This window comes from Streptomyces sp. bgisy159 (assembly GCF_965341775.1).
GTDB lineage: Bacteria > Actinomycetota > Actinomycetes > Streptomycetales > Streptomycetaceae > Streptomyces.
Genome location: NZ_CBDQZH010000033.1, coordinates 58,492 through 77,400 on the forward strand (window position 1 = coordinate 58,492; position 18,909 = coordinate 77,400).

Consider the following 18,909-nt stretch of genomic DNA (forward strand, 5'->3'; position numbering starts at 1 on the left):
GACTGTGGGCATCGGAAGGGAAATGCGCCGTCTGTGCGGGGAGTTGGTCGCGGAGGTGACTCTCCCCGCCCCGGCGGCGCCGGCGGACCTGTACAGCTCGCTGTGCGACGCGATGAGCAGACGCCGCGGCCGGCCCGTCCACTTCCGCACGGCCGCCTTCCCGGTGGGCACCGCCAGCGGGCTCTGGCTCGACATGGCCGACCAGGACCTGGTGGTGATCGAGGAACGCACCGCGCCGGACCACCAGTTGGTGATCCTCGGCCATGAGCTGTGGCACATGCAGGCGGGGCACTGCAGCCACCACGTCGAGGGGGCGGCGGTCGCCGCGCGCTTACTCGTCGACGGGGCGGACCTGGAGGCCACCGTGCACAAGGTGGCCGCGCGCACCAGGTTCGACCTGTCCGACGAGAAGGAGGCCGAGCGGTTCGGCCTGCTGCTCGCCAGCAAGTGCCGTACCTGGCTGGCCGGTTCGTCGGGCCGGGGCCGGGGGCAGCGGGACCATCTGGCGGGGCGCATCGAGGCGTCGCTCGGGTACCTCGGCCCGCAGGGCTGAGCCGCCGGACCGGCCGGGCAGGCCGGGAGGCACCACGGGAAGCCGTACCGGGTGGCGCTCGTGCGGGCCGCCGCGAGCGGCGTCCGGCGGTTCGCCCGCCTCGGCTGCGCGGGCGAACCGGAACGCAGCGGGACCGGATTGTCAGTGGTGGGCGGCAAGCTGGGAGATGCGCCGCCGGTACGGGGCGTACGCGCCCGTGGGCGCGTGGAACCGACGCCGACACGGAGAGAAGCCGACCGATGCCCACCGCCGTTCTGACCGACCGTGAGCGCACCGCCGTCCAGGCCTATCTGCGGCTGCTGCACACCGTGCGGGCCGCGTTCGACGACACCGGCGCCGAGGCGTCCGGACCACCGCGCCGTCCCCTGCCACCGGTGATCCCGCCCGCCGTCCTCGCGGAGGCCGAGCAGGCCCTGGCCCGGGCCGGCCTGGAGGGGAACGAGGAAAGGCTCTTCCGGCTGCTGCGCGGCTGGTGCCCCGAGGGGTGAGGCCGGGCCGGACGGTTCCGGCGGGGCTTCAGAGTGTGTGCGGCACCGTGATCGCCGTGGCCACCAGGCCCCGCTGGATCGTCCAGCGGCCCTCGAAGTGGGTGAGGCGGCGGCCGTCGACCACCGGGCCGGGCACGAGCAGCCGGGCGCGGAGCGTGCCGTGCGCGGACCCGCCGGACACCGGACCGGCGGACGCGGGGCCCACGGGCGCCGCGGTGAGTTCGATGTCTGCCTCGGAGAAGTCCAGCCACATCCGGGTGAGCGGGAACCACGCCTTGTAGACGGACTCCTTCGCGCTGAACAGCAGCCGGTCGCCGTGCAGGTCCGGCCGGTCCGCGGCGAGCCGGCGCAGGCGCGGCAGCTCGGTGGGCAGCGCGACCTCCCCCAGGACGCCGTCCGGCAGCGGCCGATGCGGTTCGGCGTCGATACCGAGCGACACCAGGTCGGTCGCGCGGACCAGGGCGGCCGCGCAGTAGCCCTCGCAGTGGGTCATGCTGCCGGTCAGGCCGTCCGGCCAGCGCGGCGCGCCCCGCTCACCGGGCAGGACCGGCCCCGGCGGGATGCCCAGCTTCTCCATGGCGCGCCGGGCACAGGAGCGGACGACGGCGAACTCCCGGCGCCGCTTGGGCACCGCCTGGCGCACCAGCGCCGCCTCCTCCGGGTACAGCGACGCGTCCGCCGACTGGTCGGCGGCCTCCGTGCCGTACGCCTCCACGGCGACCACCTGTTCCGGCAGCAGTTCCTCGATCACTCGGTCTCGACCTCCGCGGGCAGGATCCGGCGCAGCCGGCCGGGCGGTCCCGGGCGCTTGCGCCACTCGCGGGGGTATCCCACCGACACCTCCTCGAAGCGGACGCCCTCGTGAAAGGTCGTGCGGGGGATGTGGAGATGGCCGTAGACCATGGCGGCGACGCGGAACCTGCGGTGCCAGTCGGTGGTGAGCCGGGTACCGCACCACATGGCGAACTCGGGGTACCACAGCACGTCCGTGGGATGCCGGTGCAGCGGGTAGTGGTTGACCAGCACCGTGGGCAGGTCGCCCGGCAGTTCCGCGAGCCGGCGCTCGGTCTCGGCGACCCGGGCCCGGCACCAGTCCTCACGGGACGGGTAGGGGTCGGGGTGCAGCAGGTACTCGTCGTTGCAGACGACACCGGTGCCGCGGGCGTACTCCAGCCCCTCGGCCTTGGTCGTGCACCCCTGAGGCAGGAACGAGTAGTCGTACAACAGGAAGAGCGGCGCCACCGCCACCGGGCCGCCGGGGCCCTCCCAGAGCGGGTAGGGGTCCTCGGGTGTGGTGACGCCCAGGTCGCGGCAGAGATCGACCAGATGGGCGTAGCGCTCGGCCCCGCGCAGGGTGACGGCGTCCTTGCGGTGCGTCCACAGCTCGTGGTTGCCGGGGGCCCAGACGACCTTGCGGAAACGGCTCGCGAGGGTCTTCAGCGTCCAGCGGATGTCCGCCACGGTCTCCGCGACGTCCCCCGCCACGAGGAGCCAGTCGTGCTCGGAGTGGGGCCGCATGTCTTCGACCAGAGCCCGGTTCTCCGCGTACGAGACGTGCAGATCGCTGATGGCCAGCAGTTGCCCGGCCTCCCCCGTCACCATCGCACCACGACAACACAGGCGGAGGGTGGGGGACAAGGGTGGATCAAGCCGGGATCCAAAATACAAGTTCTCTGATCCGGGATTGCGGGTCCGGCCTTCAGAATGCGGGATACGGAAGGCGGGATGCGGGATGCGGTCCTCTGCATGCAGGATCCGGCACCTTGTATACGGAAGCCCGTAGACGCCAGACGGCACAAGGAAAATCCGTAACCCACGCGTTGCACGGCACGTCCCCGGAAGCCGTATGATCGCCCCAACACCACCGCCATGACCCTTCCCTTCACACAGGGCGGTTCGGTGTCCCTCCATCCTCCCTGCCCGGGCCGGGCCTGCTTCGCCCTGCCCGCGAACCGTGAAAGGCGGCCTGCATGGTCTCTCGCGTACGCGTCTGGCTCAACCGCACGTACGCGGAGAACGTGTTCTTCATGGATCAGCTGCGCCGAAATCCCAGCGATCGCGCGGTCGAGATCCATGCCACCCACGGCGACCCGGACTCCCCCGTGCTGGCCGCCGCCGACACCGCGGAGCTGGAGCCGGAGGGCCTCTCCCCCGCCGGGTACGTCGAGTACGCCCTCGCCCAGTGCCGGCGCCGCCGCATCGACGTGTTCGTGCCCCGGCTGCACCAGTCGGCGGTCGTCGCGCACCGCGCCGAGTTCGAGGCGGTCGGCACCGCGGTGCTGGCACCGCCGCCGGAGGCCGTCGCCGTCTTCCAGGACAAGGTGATCGCCTACGAGGCCGTCCAGGCGATCGGGGTGCCCGTGCCGCCGTGGTGGCGGGTGCGTACCGCCGACGAACTCCTGTCGGCTGTCGAGGAGTTGGAGGACGCCGGACACAAGGCGTGCTTCAAGCCGGCGTCGGGTGCGGGTGGGGTCGGGTTCCGGGTGATCACCCGAGCCCCCTTCTCGCTGACGCACCTCACCGGTTTCCCCAGCTCCTACGTCCAGCTGGACCTCGTCGTGGACGCGCTGCGCCGCGCCGACGAGCCGGTGGACTGGCTGGTCATGCCCCGGCTGGAGCAGCCGGAGGTGTCGGTGGACTGCCTCACCGGCCCGGACAGCGTCGTACGGCTGGCCGTCGGCCGCACGAAGAACGGGCGTCGGCGCGGCTTCACGCTGCACGAACAGTGGCTGGAGCCGGCCCGCCGGATCGCCGAGGGCTTCGACCTGCACTACCTGTCCAACGTGCAGTTCCGGATGTACGGCGAGCAGCCGGTGCTGATGGACGTCAACACCCGGCCGGCCGGCGGGCTGCACCAGTTGTCCCAGTGCGGCGTCAACGTCCCCTGGGCCGCTGTGCGATTGGCGCTCGGCGAGGATCCGGGGAGGATCGAGCCTCCGTTCCTGGGGCAGGACTACACGGTGGTGTCGGGGCCGCGACCGCTGCGGCCGGTAACACTGCCGCAGCAGCGGATCGAGGAACCGGCGGCGATGCTGCCGGTGCACTCGGTGGGATCGCCCGAGGCGGCGCAGGTACTGCCGATCTGAGCGGCCCCGCCACTCCGGCCGGTCCCGGCGGTGGATCCGCCGTCTCACTGGTTTGGACCAATCCGGCACTTTCGCTTGACAGCCGGATTGGTCCATACCAACTTGGTTGCGCACCACTCCGCACTTCCGTGCACTCCCGAACACCCCCCTCCTTCCAGGGAGATCGTGTGCGCCCCATACCCCACTCCGGACGCCCCCTGCGTCGACTCCTCGCGCTGCTCGGCACCGCCGCTCTCGCGTTCGGCGGTGCCGTCGCCCTTCCCGGCACCGCACAGGCCGCCAACCTCCTGTCCAACCCCGGCTTCGAGTCGGGCGGTCTCTCCCCCTGGTCCTGCAGCGGCCAACTCGGCTCGATCGTCTCCTCCCCCGTGCACGGCGGTGCCAAGGCGCTCGCGGGCGCGGCCACCTCGAGCGACAACGCCAAGTGCGGGCAGACCATCTCCGTCCAGCCCGACACCGCCTACACGCTGAGCGGTTGGGTGCGCGGCAGCTACGTCTACCTCGGCGTCGACGGCGGCGCGTCCACCTGGACCTCGTCCCCGTCGTCGTACAGCAAGCTGTCGGTGTCCTTCACCACGGGCGCCTTCCAGACGACCGCGCGCATCTACGTGCACGGCTGGTACGCGCAGGGCACCTATTACGCCGACGACATCAGTCTCGACGGCCCCGGTGGCGGGGGCGGCGGCTCCGACACCCAGGCGCCCACCGCGCCGGGCAACCTCACCGCGACCGGCAAGACCTCCTCCAGCGTCTCCCTGTCCTGGAACGCCTCGTCGGACAACGTCGGGGTCACGGCGTACGACGTCTACCGCGGTTCCACCCGCGCGCTCAGCGTGTCCGGGACGAGTGCCACCGTCGGCGGGCTGGCCGCGAGCACGGGCTACACCTTCAGCGTCCGGGCGCGGGACGCCGCCGGGAACACCTCGGCGGCCTCCGCCCCGTTGACCGTCACGACGAACGCGGGCGGCGGCGGTGGCGGCGGCTTCAAGCAGGCCGCGCCCTATCTGTACGAGGGCTGGGGCGACCCGCCGAACCCGTCCACCGTGATGAGCGCGACCGGTGTCAAGTGGTTCACCATGGCGTTCGTGCTGGACTCCGGTGGCTGCAACCCGGCCTGGGACGGCAGCCGTCCGCTGACCGGCGGTGCCGACCAGAACGCGATCAACCAGATCCGGGCCGCGGGCGGTGACATCGTGCCGTCCTTCGGCGGATGGCAGGGCAGCAAGCTCGGCGCCAACTGCTCCTCGGCGAGCGCGCTCGCCGCGGCGACCCAGAAGGTGATCGACGCCTACGGCCTCAAGGCCGTCGACTTCGACATCGAGAACACGGACGAGTTCGAGAACGAGGCCGTGCAGGCGAGGATCCTCACCGCGCTGAAGATCCTCAAGGCCGACAACCCGGGCCTGAGGACGATCGTCACCTTCGGCACCTCGACCACCGGCCCGACGTACTACGGCAACCGGCTGATCGAGCAGGCCAGGTCGATCGGCGCCGACATCGACGTGTTCACCATCATGCCGTTCGACTTCGGCGGCGGCTCCGACATGTACGGCAACACGGTGGACGCTGCGGAGGGGCTGAAGAACAAGCTGAAGTCCACCTTCGGCTGGGACGACGCCACCGCCTACGCCCACATCGGCATCTCCGGCATGAACGGCCTGTCCGACCAGCAGGAGAACACCACGCCGCAGATCTGGACCCAGATCCGCGACTGGGCCAACTCCCGCCACATAGCCCGGCTCGCCTTCTGGTCGGTCAACCGGGACCGGCCGTGCCCGGGCGGCGGGGTGACCAGCAACTGCTCCGGCATCAGCCAGAGCACCTGGCAGTTCACCTCCATCACGGCCGGCTTCACCGGCTGACCCGGCCTGCCGCGCCGAACAGGGCATCGGCCTCCCCCCGGTCCTCGCACCGGGGGGAGGCCGTTTCGTGCGGCGGGGTCAGGCGGTGCCACTGCTCCCGTCGGCCCGCTTCAGGCGGAGCGTGAGGATCTGGAAGGGCCGCAGGGCGACCGGCACCGCCTGGTCGTCGTCGAGGTCCGCGTCCTGCAAGGGGCGCTCCAGCAGGTCCGTCACCCGGGCACCGGCGAGCGGGAACCCGGTGCGCAGGGTGGCTCGGGCACGGCCGCCCCGCGATTCGTAGAGCCGTACGACGACGTCACCGGAACGGTCGTCGGCGAGCTTCACCGCCTCGACGGTCACGCCGGCGCCGTCCACCGTGACGACCGGTGCCGGTGCGCCGGCCGCGTCGGCCACCCGCAGCGGGAGGTTGAGGGCGTACCCCTCGGCGACCGCGTCCTCGATGCTCGCGCCGGGCAGCAGTGCGTAGGTGAAGTGGTGCCGCCCCTGGTCGGCCCCCGGGTCCGGGACGCGCGGGGCCCGGACGAGACTGAGCCGGACGGTGGTGGTCGTGCCTCCGTCCTCGCGGACCGTCCGGGAGACGTCGTGGCCGTACGTCGAGTCATTGAGGACGGCGACGCCGTAGCCGGGTTCGGCGAGGTGCACCCAGCGGTGGCCGCAGGTCTCGAAACGGGCCGCCTCCCACGTGGTGTTGGTGTGGGTGGGCCGCTGGACATGGCCGAACTGGATCTCGGCCGAGGAGTGCGGTGCCCTGATGTCCACCGGGAAGGCCGCCTTGAGGATCTTCTCGCTCTCGTGCCAGTCGAGGTCGGTGGCGATGTCGACGCGGGGACTGCCGGCGCGCAGGGTGATCGTCTGGGTGAGCGAGGAACCCTTTCCGAAGGCACGCCTCACCTGGACCGCGGCGACCAGCGGACCGTCCTCGACCACCGTGACCGACTCGGCGTCCAGGAGATCGGTGTAGCGGTTGCGGTAGTGCTGGTCGATGTCCCAGGCGTCCCAGTGGTTGGGGAGGTCGGTGTGCAGGCGCAGAAGATTGCCGGGGGCGGCGAGAACCTCGCGCTGCGCCCGTAGGTCGTATACGGACGACAGTGTGCCGTCGTCGGCCACCTGTACCCGCACCAGCCCGTTGTCCAGCACCCTTCCCGCGCCGGTCACGGTCACCGGGCGCGGCGGCTCCGCGCCGTCCGGCAGGGACGCCTGGGCCGTAGCGGTGAGCGGCGCGCTGCCGTTCGCGGGCACCCGGGTGTAGACCGGCGCGCCGTCGGCGGTGCGCACCACCTCGGCGCGGTCGAAGGGGCTGGTGTTGAACACCCTCGGCCCGCTCCCGGTACCGAGGGCGGCGATCGCCTCGGCCGTGAGCGCCGCCAGTTCGGCGGCCACCCTGGCGTACTCGGCCTCCGCCTCGCGGTGCACCCAGGCGATGGAGGAGCCCGGCAGGATGTCGTGGAACTGGTGGAGCAGGACCGTCTTCCACAGGCGGTCCAGCTTCTCGTACGGGTAGCCGTAGCCGGGCACGTGCAGGGCGGCGGTGGTCGCCCACAGCTCGGCCTCGCGCAGCAGGTGTTCCGAGCGGCGGTTGCCCTGCTTGGTGCGGGCCTGGGAGGTGTAGGTGGCGCGGTGCAGCTCGAGGTACAGCTCGCCGACCCACACCGGGGCGTCGGGGTACTCCTCGCGGGCCTTGGCGAAGAAGGCGTCGGGGTGCTCGATCTCGACCCGGGGCGAGCCCTCCAGGTTCCTCAGGCGGCGGGCGCGCTCCATGATCTCCCGGGTGGGGCCGCCGCCGCCGTCGCCCCAGCCGAAGGGGGCAAGGGAGCGGGTGGCGCCGCCCTTCTCCGCGTAGTTGCGCACCGCACGGGACATCTCCGCGCCGCTGAAACGGGCGTTGTAGGTGTCGATGGGCGGGAAGTGGGTGAAGATCCGGGTGCCGTCGATGCCCTCCCACCAGAAGGTGTGGTGCGGGAACCGGTTGGTCTGGTTCCAGGAGATCTTCTGAGTGAGGAACCACTCGTTGCCGGCCAGCCTGGCCAGCTGCGGGTAGGCGGCGCTGTAGCCGAAGGAGTCGGGCAGCCAGACGCCCTTGGTCTCGATGCCGAAGTGCTCCAGGAAGAACCGCTTTCCGTGGACGAGCTGGCGGGCGAGGGCCTCGCCGCCGGGGAGGTTGCCGTCGGCCTCCACCCACATGCCGCCGACCGGCGCCCACTGGCCCTTCTCCACCGATTCCCGGATGCGCGCCCACACCCGCGGGTAGTGGTCGCGGACCCACTCGTACTGCTGGGCCTGCGAGCAGGCGAAGACGAACTCCTCATACTCCTCGGCGAGCGCGGTGACGTTGGAGAAGGTCCGCGACGTCTTGCGCTTCGTCTCGCGGATCGGCCACAGCCAGGCGGAGTCGATGTGCGCGTGGCCGACGCCGGAGATGACGTGGGCGCTGGCGTGGGCGGGCTTGGCGAGCGCGGGCCGGAGGACGGCGCGGACATCGGCCGCCGAGCCGGCGATGTCGTCGAGGTCGAGCTGGTCCATCGCCCGGTCGAGGGTGTGCGCGATCTCGTGGCGGCGCGGATCATGGTCGGCCAGTTCCGCCATCAGTTCCCGCAGGACCTGGAGGTCGAGGTCGAGGTGCCAGACCTCCTCGTCGAGGACGGCGAGATCGGCGCGGCGGAACGTATACAGTGGCCGGTCGCCTGCGGTCAGTACATCGCCGAGTGGCGTCGGCCGTGCGAAGCCGTGCGCCAGTATGTCGGGGTTGGACGCCGCCTCGACCAGGTAGTCGACCTCTTCACCGCCGGCGGCCGGGTTCCCGACCGGCACGTACTGGTTGAGCGGGTTGACCGCTTTCAGGGGCGTCCCGTCCGTCAGGTGCACCAGGGCCTCGGCCTGGTTGCCCGGCCAGGCGTCGTCGAAGCCGAGGTCGATCACCGCCTCCACCCGCCGGCCCGCCCAGCCGGCGGGAACGGTACCGCGCATCCGGAACCAGGTCGTGCCCCACGGCGGCCCCCACGGAGTGTCCGTCACGAAGGGCTCGTAGGAGGCGGCGGCGGCCTCCGCGAAGGGCACCGGCTCCCCCGGCGCCTGCCACGCCGTCATCGTCAGGGGGACCCGGGCGGCGTGGATGGCGGGCCTGATGCGCTGGGTGTGGAGGCGCTCGACGCGCTCCTCGATCCGGCGGCGTTCGTCGTGCATGGGCGTCTCCCGGGGGACCAGAGAGGATGAGGCGGTGAGGGTCGTGCCGAGCACCAGGGAGGGGGCTGGGCGCACCCTCGGGGAAAGCGCTTACCCCCTTGGGTGCTCAGCCAAGATACGCCAGCCCCGGATGGACGGCCCGGTACCCCTCCATCAGCCGGTGCGCGACGTTCACCGAGTCGACGAGCGGATGCAGCGCGAAGGCCTTCACGGCCGTCGCGCGGGAGCCGGACTCGGCGGCGGCCAGCACCTCCCGCTCCACCGCCTTGACCGCGCAGACCAGCCCGGTGGCATGGCCGGGCAGGGGATCGGCCGCGAGAGGGTGGGCACCGTTGGCGTCGACCAGGCAGGGGACCTCGACGACGGCGTCGGCGTCCAGGACCGCCAGGGTCCCCCGGTTGCGGACGTTGAGGATCAGGGTGGCCCGCTCGTCGCGGGCGATGGCCCGCATCAGGGCGAGGGCCACCTTCTCGTAGCCGCCGGAGAGGTCGTCGGCCTCCCGTTCGCCGGCGCCGGCCGTCTCCCGGTTCTCGGACATGTAGGTGGCCTCGCGCTCGGCGCGGGTGCGGTCCCACAGGTCCAGGGCGGAGGCGTCGGGGCGGCCGGCCTGCTCGTAGAAGCGGGCCTGCTGGTCGCGCAGGAAGGCGCCGCGGGTCAGTTCGGCCTCCTGGTAGGCGTGCACCGTCTCGCGGTTGAAGTAGTAGTAGTGCAGGTATTCGTTGGGAATCGCCCCCAGCGACCGCAGCCAGTCGGCGCCGAACAGCCGGCCCTCCTCGAAGGAGCCGAGCAGTTCCCGGTCCGCGAGCAGTCGGGGCAGCTCGTCCCGGCCGGCGATGCGCAGGCCGCGCACCCAGCCGAGGTGGTTGAGGCCGACGTAGTCGATCCACGCCTCGCCGGGGTCGTTCGCGCCGAGCACCCGGGCGATGCGGCGGCCGAGGCCGACCGGTGAGTCGCAGATCCCGATGACGCGGTCGCCGAGATGGCGGGACATGGCCTCGGTGACCAGTCCGGCCGGGTTGGTGAAGTTGATGACCCAGGCGTCGGGAGCGAGGCGGGCGACGCGGCGCGCGATGTCGACGGCGACCGGGACGGTGCGCAGCCCGTAGGCGACGCCACCGGCGCCGACGGTCTCCTGGCCGAGGACGCCCTCGGCCAGGGCCACCCGCTCGTCGTCGGCGCGGCCCTCCAGCCCGCCGACGCGGATGGCGGAGAAGACGAAGTCCGCGCCGCGCAGGGCCTCGTCGAGGTCGGTGGTGGTCGCCACCTCGGGGGCGTCGGGAACTCCGACCGCCTGTTCCGCCAGTACACGGGCCACCGCATACAGTCGACTGTCGTCCAGATCGTGCAGAACGACCCGCGTCACTCGCCCCGCCCCCCGGTCCGCCAGCAGCGCCCCGTACACCAGCGGCACCCGGAACCCGCCTCCGCCCAGAATCGTCAGCCTCACGTCTCCGCCTTCCTGTCGGAACCGAACCGTCCCGCGATCGTCCGGCCGGCAGCCGTGCGCCGGGCCGGTTGGGAGTGAACTGCCCTGCCCCGGGCCGACCCCCGGCGGTCTGCCTCGTGACGAGCCGGCCCGCAGTGAACACTACGGCGGAGCCCGGCCTGGACCGGCCCGGACCGGACCGGACCGGGACGGGACGGGACGGGACGAGACGGGACGAGACGGGACGAGACGGGACGGGACGTGACGGGACGAGTAGCGGGCGGCCGTGACCGTCCGGCTTCCCTCACATCGCCGCCGTGGCCGCCATCGCCGTGGCCGTCGCCGACCGCCGCCAGCACCGCCCCCCGCTGTCGCGTCGGCGGCCTCGCCTAGCGGTCCCGCTTCCCGGACGGCACGGTTGCCGTCGCGGGCTACCTCGGTGCACCATCCGGTGAGACGATCACGTACTGCCGCGAGGGGTGGGGCAGGCGCCGGGTCAGCCGGGGCATCCGGGGGTCCGGAGCATCCGGGTTGCTCTCGACGAGGAGGCGATGATGCTGACCAGAGGCGCGCGCTGGCTCGTCGGCGCCCTGGCCGTGGCCTGCCTGGTGCTGGTCGGTTCCGGCGCGCGCGGCGGGAGCGGATCCGCCGGGTCCCGGCCCGGCGAAGCCTCCAGGGACGTCGTGGCGAACAGGGTCCTGACGTGGAACATCTGCAATCCCTGCGACGAGAGCGACGCACACCAGGCCGCGGAGATCGCCGCCCAGGCGCCCCAGGTCATCGGCCTGCAGGAAGCCTGCGTGGCCGATGTCGAGCGGATCCGGGACTACCTGGCACGCCGCCATGGCCTGGTCTACCACGTCGCGTACGGGACGGTCCTGCGCGACTGGGGCCGCTGCGGGGGAGTGCCGTGGAACCCGGGAGCCTACGGCCAGGCGCTCCTCTCGGCGGCACCGATGACCGACCGGGTCGCCGTCGAGTACCCCGACGGCGGATCCGAGGACCGCGGGTACATGGCGGTGACCACCACCGTGGACGGCCGGTCCGTACGGGTCTTCAACACCCATCTCGCCGAACGGCGTCAGGAGGCCGTCCGGGCCGAGCAGGTCCGCGTGCTCGCGGCGGTGGTCGCGCGGCACGAGCGCGCGATCGTGCTCGGCGACTTCAACGCGGTTCCTGACGCCCCCGAACTCGCCCCGATGTGGGCGCTGGCCGCGGACACGGCCTCGCGGTGCCACCCGCCGTCCGTCGGCGGGTGCGAACCGACGACCGACTGGCAGAGCAAGTTCGACTACGTGTTCCTGCGCGGTGTCGTTCCGCTGGCGCACCGGGTGCGTGAGAGCGCGTACTCGGACCACCACCTGCTGCGGACCGATGTGAGCGTCACCACCCCCGATCCCGGCGGTGGGCGGCCCTGAACCGTCCGTGCGGCGAGCACCGATCGCACAGCGTCGAACTGACTGGAAGCGCCTCGTCGACCAGTTCGGCCACACATCAGGCCAGATGTCCCGACAGGAGGCGGCCGGTGAGCTCAGTGACCTGGTCGACTGCCGAGATCCGCGGACAGCGCCGCGTAGATGTACTCGCTGCCCCAGCGATCCCCGTCGAGGTCGTTCTCGACCAGGTGCGCCTCCCGGCGCATCCCGAGGCGCTCGCAGACCCGCACAGACCCGGTGTTCTCCACGTCCAGCCGTGCGTAGAGCCGGTGCACGCCCAGCGTGTCGAAGGCAAACCCGGCCAGTGCCGCGGCCGCCTCGGTCGCGTAGCCGTGCCCCTGGTGACCCGGGGCGAGAGTCCAGCCGATCTCGGCCTGGGCGGCGCGGGCATCGGCCAGGGCGAGGCTCACCTCGCCAAGGACGCCGGGCTCGTCGCGTCGGCAGACGGCGAGCGCCAGCTTGTCCCCGTCGGCGCGCCAGGCCGTCTGCGCCGCGCGCTCGGCGGCGACCTGCTCGCTGCGCTCACGCGTGTGCGCCGGCCGGTACAAGTAGCGCGCCACGCCCGGCAGGCTCTGGTAGGCGTACAGGTCGTCGGCGTCGCCGGGAGTGAACAGACGCAGCGACAACCGGGCCGTGGTCAACGGCAGCAGCGAGGCGACGTCCATGCGGACCTCCGGGACGCGGATGTGGATCAAGTTGCGGACTGATTTTCGCATCACGACTGCCCGGCAACCACGCCTTTTCCAGAGCAGCGCCCGGCAGCCGTCTCTCAGCACGATCTGAGCTTGATGCGGGGTATTTCCAGCAGTCGCCAACTGACCCACGCTCCTCCTGGAGGTCACCACCGGTGCGCTTCGCCGCCTTTGCCGACTTCAGGGGGTGAACTCCCGCGGCAGGTACGGACTTTCTCTGTTTTAACTCTTGACGGTCGCGGTACCGGGGAGCACATTGGCCGCACCGTGAGAGCGCTCTCACAGCGCCCTCGGCGGCACCCCGCACCCCACACCCCGTACCCGAGAGGCAGCACCTGCCATGAGTGGACCCTCCGGAACACCCCACCGACGACGCTCCGTGCGGCGGGCGTTCGTCGCCGTGCTCGGCACGCTCGGTCTGGCGGCGGCCGCCGCCGCGGTCGTCACCCCGGCCGCCAACGCCTCCGCCCCACCGGCCCCGTCGGGCTGGAACCAGGTCTTCCTGGACGAGTTCGACGGCCCCGCGGGCAGCGGTGTCGACACCTCCCGCTGGCGGTACGCGACCGGCACCGGTTATCCCGGTGGCGCCGCCAACTGGGGCACCGGTGAGATCGAGACGATGACCAGCGCCACCGACAACGTCTCCCTCGACGGCAACGGCAACCTGCGCATCACCCCGCGCCGGGACGCGGCCGGCCGGTGGACCTCCGGCCGGATCGAGACCAACCGCACCGACTTCCAGCCCCCGGCGGGCGGCAAGCTGCGTGTGGAGGCCCGCATACAGGTGCCGAACGTCACCGGCGCCGCCGCGAAGGGCTACTGGCCGGCGTTCTGGATGCTGGGCGCCCCCTACCGCGGCAACTACTGGAACTGGCCGGGCGTGGGCGAGCTGGACATCATGGAGAACACCCAGGGCCTGAACACGGTCTGGGCGACCATGCACTGCGGCACCTCGCCCGGCGGCCCCTGCAACGAGACCAGCGGCATCGGCTCCTCCACCGCCTGCCCCGGCACCACCTGCCAGGCCGGCTTCCACACCTACGGCATGGAGTGGGACCGCTCCACCAGCCCGGAGCAGATCCGCTTCTACGTCGACAACACCCACTACCACACCGTGCGGGCCGACCAGGTCGACGCGACGACCTGGCGCAACGCCACCGACCACGGGTTCTTCGTCATCCTCAACGTGGCGATGGGCGGCGGCTTCCCGGACGCCTTCGGCGGCGGTCCCGACGGCGGCACCCAGCCCGGCCACCCGATGGTCGTCGACTACGTCCGCGTACTGTCGTCCGGCGGCGGCACCACTCCCCCGCCGACCGGCGGCCGCGACGCCTACGGCACCCTCCAGGCGGAGTCCTTCGACGGCCAGTCCGGGATCGGCACCGAGACCACCTCCGACAGCGGCGGCGGCCAGAACATCGGCTGGATCGCCGGCGGCGACTGGGCGCTGTACCGGGGGGTGAACTTCGGCTCCACACCGGCGACCCAGTTCTCCGCCCGGGTGGCGAGCGGCGCTGCCGCGGGGGTGAGCGGCCTGGTCGAGGTACGCCTGGACAGCCGCGGCAACCCGCCCGTCGGCAGTTTCGCGGTGGGGAACACGGGCGGCTGGCAGTCGTGGCGGACCGTTCCGGCGAACATCACCGCGGTGTCCGGCACGCACGACGTCTATCTGACGTTCACCAGCGGCCAGCCGTCGGACTTCCTGAACGTCAACTGGTTCACCTTCGGCCGCTGAGCCCGCGCTCACGGGCCGCCCGGAAGCGCCGCACGGGCCGCCCGGAAGCGCCGCACGGGCCGCCCCAGGAGGCCGCATGGGATCACCCCAGGACGCCGCAGGCTGTCCCGGGGTGACCCCGCTGGCGTCCCGCTGGCGTCCCCGCGCACCTCAGTACACGTCAGCACCCTTCAGCGCACCTCGGCGCGGAATGCCGCCGGTGTCAGATCCGTGTGCAGGAGGAAGTACTTGGAGAAGTTCGCCGGGTCGCGGAAGCCGACCGCGGCGCCCACCCGGCCGATGGGCAGGTCGGTGTGGGCGAGGAGGCGCTTGGCCTCCAGTACGACGCGCTTGTCGATGAACGCCTTCGGGGTCAGCCCGGTCGCGGCGCGCACCGCGCGCACGAGGGTGCGCCGGGAGTAGCCCAGCGCGTCGGCGTAGGCGCTGACGCTGTGGGTGACGGCGAAGTCCTTCTCCACCGCCTCCCGGAACAGGGTGAAGGTGGTGTCGGCGGGCCGTTCCGCCTGCCCCGAGCGCGCCGCGAGGTGGGCGAGGCGCAGCAGGAACGCGGTCAGACAGTGGCGCAGGACGGCCGCGTGCAGGCTGAGCGGCAGGGTCGTGGCGTCCTCGTACTCCTGCCGCAGGTGCGTCAGCGCCGCCCGCAGCGCCGCGAGTTGGTCGGGGTCGGGGCGCAGCAGGGGCGGCAGGTCGTAGCGGTAGAGGCCGGTGGCCTCGACGGTGGAACGGGGCAGGAAGCCGGGCTGCATGGTCAGTACGGTTCCCCGGTACTCGCTGACGGGCGAGAAGCGGTGTACCTGACCGGGGCGGATCCACAACAGGTCGCCGGCCGTCGCCTCGTACTCCGCGAAGTCGACCATGTGCCGGACGGGCCCCTCGGCGAAGAGCATCACGACGTGGAAGTCGATGCGGTGGACACGGTCCAGCGCCGCGTCGGCGTGCCAGACGCGGCCGGTGCCCATGGGGCCGATCTGCATGCCCACGCCGCCGACGCTGAGGTCCGCCGGGAACGCGAACGTCCGGATGTCCGCCCGGGGCCGCTCGGATTCCGTTCTGCCTGTCATGTCCAACTCGTGCCGCTCTTCTGTCGCCCGCGCCGCTCAGGGTGGGCGGTCCGGGTGCGGGGGTGTCCCACTTTCACCACAGGCTGACACACCCCGCCCTTCCGCCTTAAAAGTCAGACTTTTAAGGTCGAACGCGTTTGACCAGTAGAAGCACTGCTTTCCATGACCTTTTGAAGGAACTGCTTTCAGATGAGCACGCGCCCGGCCGACACCACCGAGTGCACCGCACTCGACCGGCGTGCCGTCGACACCACCCGTCTGCCGCCGGTGGACGCCGTACAGCCGGCCGGCAACGGTCACCCGGGCAGGCCGATGAGCCTCTCTCCGGCCGCGTACACGATCTTTCAAAAGGTGATGCGGCATGATCCCGCCGACCCGGAGCGGACCGGCCGTGACCACTTCGTCCTCTCCCCCGGCCACACCTCGCTGACGCTGTACACCCAGCTCTTCCTCGCGGGGTACGAGCTGGACCGGCCGGACCGGCCGGACCTCGGCGGCCTGCGGGCGTTCCGCACCCGGAACAGCTCGCCGACCGCGGCGTGCGGGGCCTCACGGTCGACGAGGCCGTACAAGGACACCCTGTACGTGGGCGAACGGGGCGTCCCCGGCACCGTCAGCACGATGCCGGAAGCCACCCTGGACGCCGTTGCGGCGCAGGGGGTGTCGTACGACCAGGTCGTGGCACTCCTGGAGGACGAGGGTGTCACCAAGTCCGAGACGGCCTGGCAGGACCTGCTGGACGCGGTCGCCGCGTCGCACGGCGGCGGGGCGGCCGGCACCGACAGCGAGGGAGTTGACGCGGAATGACCACCACACCGGTGTGGGACAACCCGCTGCGGGACGAGCGCGACCGGCGCCTCCCGCGGATCGCCGGCCCGTCCGGGCTGGTCATCTTCGGGGTCACCGGTGACCTGTCCCGCAAGAAGCTGATGCCGGCCGTGTACGACCTGGCCAACCGCGGCCTGCTGCCGCCGGGCTTCTCGCTCGTCGGGTTCGCCCGCCGCGACTGGGAGGACCAGGACTTCGCCCAGGTCGTCCACGACGCGGTGCGCGAGCACGCCCGTACGCCCTTCCAGGAGGAGGTGTGGCAGCAGCTCGCCCAGGGCATGCGCTTCATCCCCGGCGACTTCGACGACGACACGGCCTTCAAGCAGCTGCGCCAGACCGTCGACGAGCTGGACGCGGCCCGCGGCACCAGCGGCAACTACGCCTTCTACCTCTCGGTGCCGCCCAAGTTCTTCCCGAAGGTCGTCCAGCAGCTGAAGAAGTACGGGCTGGCGGACGCCCCGAAGGGGGCCTGGCGGCGGGCGGTCATCGAGAAGCCGTTCGGGCACGACCTCACCAGCGCGCGCCGGCTGAACGCCATCGTGCACGAGGTGTTCGACCCGGACCAGGTGTTCCGGATCGACCACTACCTGGGCAAGGAGACCGTCCAGAACATCCTGGCGCTGCGCTTCGCCAACACGATGTTCGAGCCGATCTGGAACCGGTCCTTCGTGGACCACGTGCAGATCACCATGGCCGAGGACATCGGCATCGGCGGCCGGGCCGGCTACTACGACGGCATCGGCTCCGCGCGGGACGTCATCCAGAACCACCTGTTGCAGCTGATGGCGCTGACCGCCATGGAGGAGCCCGCCTCCTTCGACGCGGGCTCGCTGCTCACCGAGAAGCTGAAGGTGCTCAAGGCGGTCAAGCTGCCGCAGGACCTGGGGGCGCACAGCGTGCGCGGACAGTACGCGGCCGGCTGGCAGGGCGGCGCACGGGTGCCCGGCTACCTCCAGGAGGAGGGCATCGACCCGGCGTCCACCACGGACACGTATGCGGCGATCAAGCTGAACGTGGACAACCGGCGGTGGGCGGGCGTCCCCTTCTACCTGCGCACCGGCAAGCGGCTCGGCCGACGGGTCACGGAGATCGCGGTCGTCTTCCAGCGGGCGCCGCACTCCCCCTTCGACTCCACCGCCACCGAGGAGCTGGGCGCCAACGCGATCGTCATCCGCGTCCAGCCGGACGAGGGCATGACCGTGCGCTTCGGCTCCAAGGTGCCCGGCACCTCCATGGAGATCCGGGACGTCACGATGGACTTCGCGTACGGCGAGTCCTTCACGGAGTCCAGCCCGGAGGCCTACGAACGCCTCATCCTGGACGTGCTGCTCGGCGACGCCAACCTGTTCCCGCGCCACCAGGAAGTGGAAGAGTCCTGGAAGATCCTCGACCCGATCGAGGAGTACTGGGCGAGCCACGGCCGGCCGGCCCGGTACGCGTCGGGGAGCTGGGGACCCGAGGAGGCGGACGAGATGCTCGCACGAGACGGACGGAGCTGGCGCAGGCCATGAAGATCGATCTGACCGACACCACGGCAAGCAAGATCAACAAGGCGCTGGTGCAGGGCCGCCGCGCCCTCGGCACGCCCGCCGTGGGCATGGTCCTGACGATGGTGATCGTCACCGACGAGGAGAACGCCTACGACGCGATCAAGGCGGCCGAGGACGCCTCGCACGAGCACCCCTCGCGCACCCTGGTCGTCATCAAGCGGCACGCCCGCACCCCGCGCGACCGCACCCACTCCCACCTCGACGCCGAGGTCCGCATCGGCTCCGACGCCGGTACGGGGGAGACGGTGCTGCTGCGGATGTACGGCGAGGTGTCCGAACACGCCGACTCGGTCGTCCTGCCGCTGCTGCTGCCGGACGCGCCGGTCGTGGTGTGGTGGCCGGTGGACGCGCCCGCCCACCCGGCCAAGGACCCGCTGGGCGCCCTGGCGCAGCGCAGGATCACCGACATGTACGCGGTCGAGCATCCGCTGCACGCCCTGGAGACCCGGGTCGCCTCCTACTCACCCGGCGACACCGACCTCGCCTGGACCCGGCTGACGCCGTGGCGCTCGATGCTGGCCGCCGCGCTGGACCAGGCCCGGATGCGGATCACGTCCGCGGCCGTCGAGAGCGAGGCCGAGAACCCCAGCGCCGAGCTGCTCGCGCGCTGGCTGCACGCCCGGCTCGGCGTGCCGGTCGAGCGGGTGACCACGGCCGGTCCGGTCGTCACGGCCGTCCGCCTCGGCACCACCGACGGGGAGATCGTCATCGACCGTCCCGAAGGCCCCCTGGCCACGCTCTCCCTGCCGGGCCAGCCCTCCCGCACCCTCGCCCTGAAGGTGCGTCCCACCTCCGAACTCATCGCCGAGGAACTCAGGCGCCTGGACGCCGACGAGATGTACGCCATCGCCCTGCGGGGCGACGGCACCAAGGAGACTGCCGCACATGTCTGACACCCCTGTGCTCACCCGGCGGCCCGAGTGGACCGCGCTGGCGGACCACCGCGCCCAGTGGGACACCCATCTGCGCGAGTTGTTCGAGAAGGACCCCGGGCGCGCGGAGCGGTACGTCC

At 71.8% G+C, this 18,909-nt stretch carries 14 protein-coding genes and 1 pseudogene; 9 read left to right on the forward strand and 6 right to left on the reverse strand.

Annotated elements, in window-relative coordinates:
* The first annotated feature begins 22 nt into the window (after positions 1-22).
* Both ACSLTV_RS26520 and ACSLTV_RS26525 read left to right on the forward strand, forming a co-directional pair.
* Entirely contained in the window at positions 23-553 is a 531-nt protein-coding gene (locus tag ACSLTV_RS26520) for a toxin-antitoxin system, toxin component (RefSeq protein ID WP_435613014.1), read from the forward strand.
* Positions 554-792: 239 nt separating this feature from the next.
* Positions 793-1,041, forward strand: coding sequence for a hypothetical protein (locus ACSLTV_RS26525; protein WP_432138797.1), 249 nt, complete (start codon positions 793-795; stop codon positions 1,039-1,041).
* Between the two features lie 28 nt (positions 1,042-1,069).
* On the opposite strand, the gene ACSLTV_RS26530 is transcribed toward ACSLTV_RS26525, so the two are convergent.
* Entirely contained in the window at positions 1,070-1,792 is a 723-nt protein-coding gene (locus ACSLTV_RS26530; protein ID WP_432138798.1) for a 4'-phosphopantetheinyl transferase family protein, read from the reverse strand.
* Complete coding sequence (locus ACSLTV_RS26535; protein ID WP_432138799.1) at positions 1,789-2,643, reverse strand: metallophosphoesterase family protein; 855 nt, start codon at positions 2,641-2,643, stop codon at positions 1,789-1,791. Before ACSLTV_RS26535 ends, ACSLTV_RS26530 begins: the two co-directional genes overlap by 4 nt.
* A 368-nt stretch (positions 2,644-3,011) precedes the next feature.
* Here ACSLTV_RS26535 and ACSLTV_RS26540 point away from each other — a divergent pair, with 368 nt between their 5' ends.
* Together ACSLTV_RS26540 and ACSLTV_RS26545 are read left to right on the forward strand one after the other, a co-directional pair.
* A complete protein-coding gene (locus ACSLTV_RS26540; protein WP_435613010.1) occupies positions 3,012-4,127 on the forward strand; it encodes an ATP-grasp domain-containing protein in 1,116 nt (371 codons plus the stop codon).
* Between the two features lie 167 nt (positions 4,128-4,294).
* On the forward strand, positions 4,295-5,989 hold the full coding sequence (locus ACSLTV_RS26545; protein ID WP_435613011.1) for a carbohydrate binding domain-containing protein: 1,695 nt from the start codon (positions 4,295-4,297) through the stop codon (positions 5,987-5,989).
* Between the two features lie 78 nt (positions 5,990-6,067).
* Here the strand turns inward: ACSLTV_RS26545 and ACSLTV_RS26550 are convergent, their stop codons facing one another.
* A complete protein-coding gene (locus tag ACSLTV_RS26550) occupies positions 6,068-9,169 on the reverse strand; it encodes an alpha-mannosidase (RefSeq protein WP_432158735.1) in 3,102 nt (1,033 codons plus the stop codon).
* A gap of 106 nt (positions 9,170-9,275) precedes the next feature.
* Positions 9,276-10,616, reverse strand: a complete 1,341-nt coding sequence (locus tag ACSLTV_RS26555; protein ID WP_432138803.1) for a 6-phospho-beta-glucosidase — start codon at positions 10,614-10,616, stop codon at positions 9,276-9,278.
* Positions 10,617-11,146: 530 nt separating this feature from the next.
* On the opposite strand from ACSLTV_RS26555, the gene ACSLTV_RS26560 reads away from it, so the two are divergent.
* Complete coding sequence (locus ACSLTV_RS26560; RefSeq protein ID WP_432138804.1) at positions 11,147-12,013, forward strand: endonuclease/exonuclease/phosphatase family protein; 867 nt, start codon at positions 11,147-11,149, stop codon at positions 12,011-12,013.
* Between the two features lie 113 nt (positions 12,014-12,126).
* Here the strand turns inward: ACSLTV_RS26560 and ACSLTV_RS26565 are convergent, their stop codons facing one another.
* A complete protein-coding gene (locus ACSLTV_RS26565; protein WP_435613015.1) occupies positions 12,127-12,696 on the reverse strand; it encodes a GNAT family N-acetyltransferase in 570 nt (189 codons plus the stop codon).
* A gap of 367 nt (positions 12,697-13,063) precedes the next feature.
* On the opposite strand from ACSLTV_RS26565, the gene ACSLTV_RS26570 reads away from it, so the two are divergent.
* Positions 13,064-14,458: a glycoside hydrolase family 16 protein gene (locus ACSLTV_RS26570; protein WP_435613012.1), complete on the forward strand. Its 1,395-nt coding sequence runs from the start codon at positions 13,064-13,066 to the stop codon at positions 14,456-14,458.
* 170 nt (positions 14,459-14,628) lie between these two features.
* Here the strand turns inward: ACSLTV_RS26570 and ACSLTV_RS26575 are convergent, their stop codons facing one another.
* Positions 14,629-15,519, reverse strand: a complete 891-nt coding sequence (locus ACSLTV_RS26575) for a helix-turn-helix domain-containing protein (protein WP_432138806.1) — start codon at positions 15,517-15,519, stop codon at positions 14,629-14,631.
* A 189-nt stretch (positions 15,520-15,708) separates the two neighbouring features.
* Here ACSLTV_RS26575 and ACSLTV_RS26580 point away from each other — a divergent pair.
* The 3 genes and pseudogenes from ACSLTV_RS26580 to opcA form a co-directional block, all read left to right on the forward strand.
* Positions 15,709-16,044, forward strand: a pseudogene (locus tag ACSLTV_RS26580) (transketolase); the annotation flags it as partial.
* Between the two features lie 278 nt (positions 16,045-16,322).
* Entirely contained in the window at positions 16,323-17,858 is a 1,536-nt protein-coding gene (gene zwf / locus ACSLTV_RS26585) for a glucose-6-phosphate dehydrogenase (RefSeq protein ID WP_435613013.1), read from the forward strand.
* The gene (gene opcA / locus ACSLTV_RS26590; protein ID WP_432138808.1) at positions 17,855-18,790 is read left to right on the forward strand and encodes a glucose-6-phosphate dehydrogenase assembly protein OpcA; all 936 of its coding nucleotides are present in this window, start codon (positions 17,855-17,857) and stop codon (positions 18,788-18,790) included. Before zwf ends, opcA begins: the two co-directional genes overlap by 4 nt.
* Positions 18,791-18,909 lie beyond the last annotated feature (119 nt).